The sequence below is a fragment of the Roseicyclus sp. genome (assembly GCF_965662675.1).
In the GTDB taxonomy this organism is placed as follows: domain Bacteria; phylum Pseudomonadota; class Alphaproteobacteria; order Rhodobacterales; family Rhodobacteraceae; genus Roseicyclus.
In genome coordinates, this window is record NZ_CBFIIK010000009.1 from 37,610 (window position 1) to 46,951 (window position 9,342).

General features: G+C 66.5%; 10 protein-coding genes and 1 pseudogene. All 11 read right to left on the minus strand.

What is annotated here, in order from left to right:
- Positions 1 to 30: 30 nt before the first annotated feature.
- Positions 31 to 1,092 (minus strand): lipocalin-like domain-containing protein, encoded by a 1,062-nt coding sequence (locus ACTG4J_RS03450; protein WP_439137137.1) that lies wholly within the window; start codon positions 1,090 to 1,092, stop codon positions 31 to 33.
- The gene (locus tag ACTG4J_RS03455; RefSeq protein WP_439137138.1) at positions 1,082 to 3,487 is read right to left on the minus strand and encodes an FtsX-like permease family protein; all 2,406 of its coding nucleotides are present in this window, start codon (positions 3,485 to 3,487) and stop codon (positions 1,082 to 1,084) included. Before ACTG4J_RS03455 ends, ACTG4J_RS03450 begins: the two co-directional genes overlap by 11 nt.
- Positions 3,488 to 3,490: 3 nt before the next feature.
- On the minus strand, positions 3,491 to 4,156 hold the full coding sequence (locus ACTG4J_RS03460) for an ABC transporter ATP-binding protein (protein ID WP_439137140.1): 666 nt from the start codon (positions 4,154 to 4,156) through the stop codon (positions 3,491 to 3,493).
- 39 nt (positions 4,157 to 4,195) lie between these two features.
- Positions 4,196 to 5,008, minus strand: coding sequence for a TonB family protein (locus tag ACTG4J_RS03465; protein WP_439137142.1), 813 nt, complete (start codon positions 5,006 to 5,008; stop codon positions 4,196 to 4,198).
- Entirely contained in the window at positions 5,005 to 5,391 is a 387-nt protein-coding gene (locus ACTG4J_RS03470; protein ID WP_439137143.1) for a biopolymer transporter ExbD, read from the minus strand. Before ACTG4J_RS03470 ends, ACTG4J_RS03465 begins: the two co-directional genes overlap by 4 nt.
- The gene (locus ACTG4J_RS03475; protein ID WP_439137144.1) at positions 5,388 to 5,774 is read right to left on the minus strand and encodes an ExbD/TolR family protein; all 387 of its coding nucleotides are present in this window, start codon (positions 5,772 to 5,774) and stop codon (positions 5,388 to 5,390) included. Before ACTG4J_RS03475 ends, ACTG4J_RS03470 begins: the two co-directional genes overlap by 4 nt.
- On the minus strand, positions 5,771 to 6,403 hold the full coding sequence (locus tag ACTG4J_RS03480) for a MotA/TolQ/ExbB proton channel family protein (protein ID WP_439137145.1): 633 nt from the start codon (positions 6,401 to 6,403) through the stop codon (positions 5,771 to 5,773). Before ACTG4J_RS03480 ends, ACTG4J_RS03475 begins: the two co-directional genes overlap by 4 nt.
- The gene (locus tag ACTG4J_RS03485) at positions 6,400 to 7,158 is read right to left on the minus strand and encodes an ABC transporter ATP-binding protein (protein WP_439137147.1); all 759 of its coding nucleotides are present in this window, start codon (positions 7,156 to 7,158) and stop codon (positions 6,400 to 6,402) included. The genes ACTG4J_RS03480 and ACTG4J_RS03485 overlap by 4 nt, the downstream gene beginning before the upstream one ends.
- Positions 7,155 to 8,141: a FecCD family ABC transporter permease gene (locus ACTG4J_RS03490; protein WP_439137149.1), complete on the minus strand. Its 987-nt coding sequence runs from the start codon at positions 8,139 to 8,141 to the stop codon at positions 7,155 to 7,157. The genes ACTG4J_RS03485 and ACTG4J_RS03490 overlap by 4 nt, the downstream gene beginning before the upstream one ends.
- Entirely contained in the window at positions 8,138 to 8,992 is an 855-nt protein-coding gene (locus ACTG4J_RS03495) for an ABC transporter substrate-binding protein (protein ID WP_439137151.1), read from the minus strand. Before ACTG4J_RS03495 ends, ACTG4J_RS03490 begins: the two co-directional genes overlap by 4 nt.
- A pseudogene (locus ACTG4J_RS03500) lies at positions 8,992 to 9,342 on the minus strand (hypothetical protein); the annotation flags it as partial. The pseudogene ACTG4J_RS03500 and the gene ACTG4J_RS03495, both read right to left, overlap by 1 nt.

The following is a 9,342-nucleotide window of genomic DNA, read 5'->3' on the forward strand; positions in this document are numbered from 1 at the left end:
CCCCCGGAGTACTTGGAAAGCAAAGATGGGCTATTGGTAACCTGTCATTTCCAGATAGCCGCGGCCCGGATGGCTGCCGGTGAGGGTCACGGGCCCCTCCCAATAGGGGATGGAGACCGCCATCCAGCTTTGCGGGTTCAGCGCAGTGGCGGTGATGTCGAGGCCCTTTTCGGGCAATTCGACGCGCCAGCGGGTCGGGATATCGCGCCCGGCGACGTTGCTGATCGCAAGCGGCGTCATGCTGAGCGCGCCGTCGGGAAAGGATTGGCTTTTGCCATTCGCGTCGATCCAAGTGGCAGCGGTAAAGGAGGGGGCGGCGCTGTCGCGCAGGGTAAATCCCATCAGCCGTGCGCCATCGTCGAATTGCAACGAGACCCAATCCCAGCCGTCTTGTGTCTCCGATAGCGGTTGCGAAGACCATTCGCGATCAAGCCACGCCGTGCCCATGACGGGGATCGTGCCACCCGGCAGGGTAATGGTGCCGGCAACCGTGTAGAAGGGTTGCGAGTAGTAATAGCTGGCCTGACCCAAGGCGGATTTCACCGAATAGCCCGCTTGGCCATGAAAGATCAGCGGGCCGGTCGCGGTCAGCGCCAGATCATAGGCGAAATCCGCGCCCTGTGCGCCGACCTGCAGCGCGTCCAGCGCATCGGCGGTGGCGGGTGCCGTCGAGGTCATCGCCCAATCATCGATCCATGCGGCAAAGGGGGCGGCGGTGACACCGGCCTGACCGATGCCGCCGCGGGCCAGACGCTCGGCGCTCAGATGCGCGTTTGGCGTGGTTAGGCCGGCATGGGCCATCCAAAGCTGCGATGCCTCCCAGCCGGTGGAATCATCGGGCGTAAGGCCGGAGCGGAACAGCGTCCATTGCGCGCCGTAAAGCGTGCCATCGGGGCCGGTCAGGTTGGCGGTCAGGTACCACCATTCGATGCGGTATTCGGGATGCGCCCCGTGATCTGTGGGAAAGTCGAAGATCGGGGGGTTTTGCGGCATGGCAAATCCCGCGGCCTCGGTCCCCAGCCCGGCGAAGCCTTGGGCCGTGGCATGGCCTGCAAAGAGGCACAAAGCGGCGGTAAAGAGACTAAATCTCATGGGCGAATACCTTGAGCAAACGGGCGGATGAGCTGCGCGCCAAGCGCAGCGCGGGCAGCGCCGCGGCGATGCAGGCCACCACAAGTGCCAGTGCCAAAAGCCGCAAAAGATCGCCGGGAAAAACCTGCATCGGCAAGCGCCAGCCAAAGGCCTGCACATTGATGATGGCCAAGAGCATCCATGCCAAGGCCAGTCCCACGGGCAGCGCCAGCGCAAAGGTCAGCCCGGCCAAGATCAGGCTCCGGATCAGTTCGAACCGTGCAAGCCGCGCCCGCGTGATCCCCAGCGCCCAGACCGGGGCAAGCTGTGGCAGGCGCATGTCGGCCAAGGTCAAGAGCCCGGTGAGCAGCGCAAAGCCCGCCACCCCCAGCGTCAGCAGGTTCAGCGCCCCGGTGATCAGGAAGGTCTGTTCGAATATCTCGAGCGAGAAGCGCTTGATCTGGGTCTGGTTGATCACCGCATCGGCGGGCAGACCGAAATCAGCGCGCAGCGCGCTGGCCAAGGCAGCGGTATCGGCGGCGGCGGTGCGCAGCGCAAAGCGGGTCGGCGTGATCGCGGGATAGGTCAGACGGAAACGGTCAAGCGTCACGATGGCCTGTGCCTCCGGGTTCCCATAATCGGAATAGATGCCAAGAATGGGAAGCGAAACGCCGGGTGCGATGGTAAGCGCCTCGCCGAGCGAAAGCTTTGAAAAACGGGCCAGCTGTTCGTTGATCAAAACACCCTCGCCGGTGGCAAGCCTGTCCCATGCAGCGGGTTGCGCGGCAATCAGCGGCCAGTGGTCACGAAAGGTGGGGTGGTCGGCTTGCCCGTAGACGGCACCCGGCCGACCGGCCAGCGTGGTATCTGCCCAGACGACGGGCAAGATCGCATCTGTTCTAGGCGCGAGGTAGTCGACCATCCGCGCGGCCTCGGCCGGGGTGGTGGCGGTCACATAAAGCTCGGCCACAAGGCGCTGGTCGAGCCAACCGATAAAGGTGGCGCGAAAGCTGCCCACCATGGTCGAGACGCCGATATTGGCCGAGAAGGCCAAGAGTAGCGCCATCAGCGCAAGGGAAAGACCCGGCAGTTGCTGGCCTGTATCGGCAAAGATCCATGTGCCGACGGGGCCGCGCGCGCGCGACTGACCCAGCCACAGCAATGTGGCAAGCGTGATCGGCAGCAAAAGGGCCGCGCCCAAGAACAGGCACGCGACCGCGACAAAGCCCAAAAACAGGGTCTCGCCCCAAAGGGCCAGTGCTGCGCAAAGGGCCAATAGTGCCAGCGCCAGCAGCGCTTGGCGGCGCATCAATGCGGCGCTGGCCCGGCGCCATGCTTGTGGCAAGGCCGGGGCGAGGATCGGCAGGCGCGCGGTGCGCCCCATGGCCTGCGCCCCGGCAAGGGTCGCGCCCGCCAATGTCATCGCCAAACCCGCCAAGGCCCAGATGGGATCGAAGGACAAGGTGCCCGGCAGATCGGCGCCGTAAAGCCCGCGCAACGTCCCCGCCACGCCCGGCATCAGCGCGGCGGCGATGGCATAGCCCAAGATCAGCCCGGTCAGACCGGCAAACAGGGCCAAACCCGCCAGTTCGAGACCAAGTGCCGCCAGCAGGCTGCGCAGCGGCAGGCCAAGCGCGCGCAGGGTGCGGATGGTCGCGCGGCGTTGCTCGAACGCCAGACCGATGGCGGCATGCACGATGAAAAGCCCAACGGCGAAAGCCAAAAGGCCAAAGGCCGTCAAGTTGAGGTGAAAGCTTTCCGTCAGCTGCGCCGGGTCGGCGCGCTGTTCGGGGGCGATGCGTTGCAGGCTGGTTGCCGTCGTAAGGGGGGGCAGATGCGCGGGCTGATCCATCCAGACCAAAAGATAGGATGGGTCGGATTGGGCAAGCAGCCGCGCGGCGGTGCCGATATCGGTCAGCGCCGCGCCGGGTGGGATGTTCTCGGTCGTGCGGATCGGGGGCAGATCGGGTGGCAATGGGCCGGCGGCGGTCTCAGACGTCATCAGCAAAAGACCCGGCGCGGTGAAAAAACCGGCAAGGTCGATATTGCCACCTTGCAGGGTGGGGGTATTCGCCTCGGGTGGGGCGGTCAGCGGGTCGATGCCCAAGAGCCTGAGCCGCGCGTCGCCCAAGCGCAATTCCCCCGAGATGACGGGCGAGACCAGATAGCCCGCGCGGCGCAGCGCGATGTAGTCGGACAGCGGTACGGGGCGGCCATCGGGGCTGACCAGGCGGTCGAGCCGGTCTTGGCCCAACATGGTGGCGGCACTGCCGTAAGCGGCGCGCGCCTCGGTATTGATCGCCTGCACGCCGGACCAAAGCGCCGTCGCCAAGGCAAGACCCAGAACCAGCATCGCAAGCTGGCCGGGATGGCGGCGCCAATGCGAAAACAGGGTCGAAAGTGCCGTGCCGAGCATGATCTAGCCCCCACCCCATGGGGCCAGCTGCCCGCGTGACAGGTGCACGCGCCGGTCAAGCCGCGCGGCAAGGCGGCTGGAATGGGTCACCATCATCAGCGCGGCACCCGTTTCCGCCACCAGTTCAAGCAGCAGATCCAGCACCGCGTCGCCTGTCGCCTCGTCGAGATTGCCGGTAGGCTCATCGGCCAAGATCAGACCCGGCGCATGGGCAAGGGCCCGGGCAATGGCTACGCGCTGTTGCTGGCCACCCGAAAGCTCTTCCGGGTAGCGGTGCAGGAGATCGGAAAGGCCAAGCCGCCCTGCCAGCATCGCATCGCGGGCGGGGTCGTGTCTGCGGGCAAGCCGGGCCTGAAAGCTGATATTTTGTGAAACCGTCAGCGAGGGGATCAGGTTGAATTGCTGAAACACCAGTCCGATCCGATCACGGCGCAGGGCTGCGCGGCCTGCATCGTCCAGCCGGGAAATTTCGACCCCATCCAGCACGATAGAGCCATTATCAGGCGCATCAAGCGCGCCCACCAGATGCAACAGCGTGCTTTTGCCCGAGCCGCTTTCGCCGGTCAGCGCAAGGCTTTGCCCATGCGGCAAGCCAAACGAGACCCCCTGTAACACCGCGACCGGGCCATAGGCTTTGGTCAGCCCTTCGATCTGCAACAATATGCTCATGCCTACCTACCTAGCAGCCGCGCGGCCCAGTGAAAGGGCCTAGCGAAAACGGATCGGCAGGGTGAAGGCGTAACTCGCTTCGCGCAGCGCATCGGGGGCGGCGGGAAAGCGGCCCGCACGGCGAACGGCTGAAAGCGCCGCTTCGTCCAACGCCTGATCGCCCGAGCTGCGCGCAACGCCAAGCGCGCCCAACGTGCCGTCGCGCCCGATCCTGAGCGTGAGCGTCACCTGACCGGCGGCATTGACGCGTGGCCGTGCGCGCTCGATCCGGGCCATGATCTGCCCACCCCATGCGGCCATCAAGTTTTGACGCTGGGCTTGGTTCAAGGCAGGGGTGGGTTGCGCTGGGGCGGGTGCAGCACCGCTAGTCTGGCCGCCGCCTTGACCTTGGGCCAGCCGGGGCGCTTGCGGGGTTGAGGCGGGTGCGTTTGCCACATCGGGGCGGGCCAAAGGGCGTGGCGATTGCGCAAGGGCGTTGGGGCTGAGCGGTGACGGCGCGCTGTCGGCCATGCCGGGCGCAAGCGGCGGTGCATCGGCACGCGGCAAGATCGGCGCATCAGGCAATGTGAGAGCCTGAACCGCCCGTTCGGGTATTGGCATGGCCGGCGCAGCCAAGACTGGCATCTGTGGGGCTTGCAGCGTTGTGGGGCTGATCACCGGCTGGGGCGGCATGGCCCAGCGCGCGGCCAGTGCCGCGATGCTTTCGGGAGCTGCGGCCAGCGTGACGCGGTCGGTGCCGCCATCGCCCATCGCCTGCGGCCCGGCCTGCCCGTCGCTGAACCCCGCCATCACCCCGGCATGCACGGCGGCTGAAAGCCCGAGGAAGGCCGCGATTTCGGCGATCCGCCTCATGGTTGCACCGTGATCAGACGGATGTCGGTGACGCCAAGCCCGGCAAGACGCGGCAAAAGCCGCGCCAGTTCGGCGGCGGGGTAGGCCGCATCGGCCATGATCGGTAGTGGCCCATTAGGGCGCGCGGCAGAAAGGGCGGCCAAGGCGGCATCGCCCGTCATCGTGCCAAAGATCATCTGACCATCGGCGGCGATATAAAGCGTGCCGGGCTGCGGATCACTGCGGGGGGTTTCCGCCATGGGCGCGGTGATCGCCAGTGGCGGCGGCGGCGTCAGGCTGGCGGTCATCAAAAAGAACACCAACAGCAAGAAGACCACGTTGATCATCGGCACGATGGCGCGGTCTTGATCCGTGTGGCGTTTGCGGGCGGGGGCGAAGTTCATGGGGCCACCAGCACGAGATTGGCAAAGCCCGCCGCCCTTAACCCCGCCATCACATCGAGCAGGCGTTGCAGGCCGACCGCCTCATCGGCGCGGATCACGATAGGGTCTGATGTCGTCTCTGTCAGGCCAGATAGAGCCTGTTCCAACCCTTCGGGCGTAACGGGCTGTCCGTTGAGCAACAGGCCGGCCTCTGCGACTTGCACCAGCCGTGGCGGCCCCTGCCATTCAGCCCCGGCCCCGCCCCCGATGGTCAGATCAAGCGCCCCTTCTTGCCCAAAACGGGCGGCCAGCATGAAGAACACCAAGAGCAAGAACACGACGTCGATCATCGGCGTCAGGCTGGGCCGGCGGCGGGGCTGGGGTTGGGCGAAGCTGAAACTCATGGCCGCCGCACACCCCCACGGGTGAAGATACGGGTGGCATCATCCTCCATCTCGGCCTGAACGCGGTCGGCGATGCTGTCGAACCATGTCAGCGCGGCGGCGGCTGGGATGGCGACGGCCATACCAGCGGCCGTGGTCAAGAGCGCCTCCCAAATCCCGCCGGCAAGCGTGGCGGGGTCTGTCTGGCCGCCTGCCTCTTGCAGGGCTTGGAAGGCCGCGATCATGCCAAGCACAGTGCCGAGAAGGCCGAGAAGCGGCGCAATCGTCACGATCAGGTCAAGCGGTCTTAGCCCGCCGCGCAATTCCGCCAAAAGCGCGCGGGCGATCCGGGTGGTTTCCTCGCGCGCTGCCTCTGGCGTCAGGGCGGGGTCGCCATGCGCCGTCATGGCCGCATGGGCAAGGCGCGCGCGGACCGAACCGCGGGGCGCAAGCCGGGCCAGTGCACCGGCGATATCGCCCTGTTGCCAAAGCCCGATCGCCTCGGCGGTGACGCGCCCGCCCGACCAAGCGCCCAAGGCAGACAGGCGGTAAAGCTTCCACAAGATCAGCGCCAGCGTCAGCACTGATAGCGCGGCGATGGCCCAGATGACTGGGCCGCCGCGCGTCAGAAGGTCGGAGTAATCGGTCATGTCAGCACCTCGAGTGGCTGAAAGATGATGCCATCGGGGCCTTGCGCCATATGGGCGGAAATGCCGAAGACTTGCGCCAGATTCTCGCGCGTCAGCACAGCGGCGGGCAGGCCATCGGCATGGATGCGGCCCTTGTGCATCAAGATCAGCCGCGTGCAATGCCGCGCGGCCAGCCCCAGATCATGAAGCGAGACCATCACCGCTTTGCCAGCCGCCGCCAGCCGGGCGAATGCCGCCATGGTGGCGATCTGGTGGCCGGGATCAAGCCCTGCAATCGGCTCATCCGCCAAGATCAGCGGCGTGTCTTGCGCCAATGCCCGGGCGATCAGCACGCGGGCTTGTTCGCCACCCGACAGCGCGGTCGCGGCGCGCCCTTCGAACCCGTTCAGATCCATTGTTGCAAGCGCCCGCGTCACGGCGGCACGGTCGGCATCGCTGGGGCGCTGGCCTGCGGCCAGATGCGGGGTGCGGCCCAGCATGACCAGCGTTTCGACGGCGATGGGCCATGCGATCTCGCGCGATTGCGGCAGCCAGGCCGCATGGCGCGCGCGCCGGTCGGACGGCAGGGCCGTGAGCGAGGACTGCCCCTCATGCGGCAAAAGCCCCAGCGCGCCGCGCATCAGGCTGGTCTTGCCCGCGCCGTTGGGGCCGATCAGCCCCACCAATTCACCCGCGCCGATGGTCAGCGTGGCGGCATCGACCACGGGGCAATCGCCGCGCCGCACGGTCAGATGATCGAGGGTCAACAGCGTCATGCCCGCCCCTCGCGCGTTTTGTAGATCAGGTGCAAAAACAGCGGCGCGCCGATGATCGCCATCACAACGCCAAGCTTCAGGTCACGCTCGGGCAGGATCAGGCGCACGGCGATGTCGGCCAAAAGCACCATCGCCGCCCCCCCCAGCGCCGAGGCGGGCAAAAGGATCGAGGGCCGGGCGCCGACCAGCGGGCGGAGCAAATGCGGCACGACCAGCCCGACAAAGCCGATCGCCCCCGCAACGGCGGTCGCCGCGCCGACACAGGCCGCCACCCCCAACACGAGGTGCAGGCGCAGCCGGGTGAGCCGGATACCCATGGCGGCGGCGGCATCCTCGCCCAAGCTTAGCGCGTCAAGGCCACGGCCCAAGCCCATCAGCAAGACCCAGCCCAGCGCCATGAAGGGCGCGGCCAGCCAGAGGTGAGAAAAGCTGCGGTCGGCGAGTGAGCCCATCATCCAGAACACGGTTTCCGATGTGGCGAAGGGGTTGGGGGACAGGTTCAGCGCCAGCGACATCAACGCGCCTGCCAAGGCCGAGATGGCGATGCCTGCCAAGATCAGCGTCAGCGACCCGCCGCGCGGCCCCGCGAGTATCAAGATCAGAAGCACCGCGATGATTGCACCGCTGAGCGCCGAAAGCGGCAGCGCCAGCGCAAAGGCCGCGGCAAACCCCGTCTGCATCGCGATCACGGCGCCGAGTGCTGCAGAGCCTGACACGCCGATCAGACCCGGTTCGGCCAGCGGATTGCGCAGGTACCCCTGCAAGGCCGCGCCCGAGAGCCCAAGGCTTGCGCCGACCATCACGGCCAGTATCGCGCGGGGCAGGCGGATCTCGCGCATCACCAGCGTCACGGCCTCGCCTTGGCCGGTGAAGAGCGCCGAAAGGCTTTCGGCAAGGCCAAAGCCCGCCGGCCCCGTCAAAAGCGAAACGATAAACAGCGCGGCGCTAACCAGCGCCAAGAGGGGGAAAAGCACGCGGGTCACGAGCCGCCCTCCATCGCTTCGCGCATCTCGACCAAGGCGCGGAGCGCCGCGATCACGCGTGGCGTGCCACAGGCCCAGTCTGGGCCGCTTTCATGGCCAGCCCCCGCCGCGATCAGCGCGGCCAGCGCGGGGTGATGCATCAACTCCTCGGCGCGTGAGGCACCGGGATAGGGGCGGTCGCGGATGATGAGATCGGGGGCGGCCATGACCAGCAGTTCCAGCGCGATCTGCCCCGTGGCGCTGGGCGTGATCTCGGTCGCGATGTTGCGAAAGCCCGCCCGCGTCAGGAGCTCATGCGACAGCGTGCCTTCGCCAAGGCTATAGCCATTTGGGAAATACAGGATCGCACGCGGCCCGTCGGGCGGGGCGGACAGCGCGTCAAGATCAGTCTCGAACTGGCGGATCAGGGTCTTGGCTTCGGCTTGTCGACCCAGCAATTCGCCGTAACGGCGCAGGCGCTCGGGGATGTCGGATAGCTGGCTGATGCCATCGACCTGTTCGACCGTCAGGCCAAGGCGTCGCAGCATGGCAAGGGCGGCGGGGTCGGTCCAGGGTCCGGCCAGCACCAGATCGGGGCGCATCAGATAGATTTCCTCGGCGCTGCCGTAATTCAGCGGGTAACGCGCGGCGAGATCGGCGAGCGGAGAGGTGACAGGATCGGCCGAGATATAGCTGACCGAAACAAGCTGGTCGGGGGCGGCCAACATCAGCGCGAACTGGTCGGTGCAAAGGTTCATGGAAACAACGCGCGCGGGCGCGCCCTCTGGCGCGACCCGCTGCGGTGGCGTTTGCGCGCCCAAAGGCCCCGCCACAAGGGCGAGACCAATGGTGATGGCGCGCAAGATACGCATCAGAAACGCGACCTCAGGCCGATGTAGAATGCCCGGTCGGAGGTGCCGTAGCGGTTCGACAGCTGATACTCCGTATCTTGCAAGTTCTCGATCCGCAGATAGGCGTCGATGTCATCCGTCAGGGCATAGGTCAGATTGGCATGCGCCACCGTGTAATCCGCCAATGTGGGCCGATTGCGGACCGACTGCATGGAAACAGTGGCGGAAAGCCGGTCGGTGATGTCGCCGCTGAGCGCAACGGACAGGTCATTGCCGGGGAATTCGAGGTTCCACGCATTCCCTGCTGTCAGCGCGGGGTTTTCGCCCGTTGTCACGGTGTAGCTGCCATCAATGCGCCAAGCGGCGGTGAT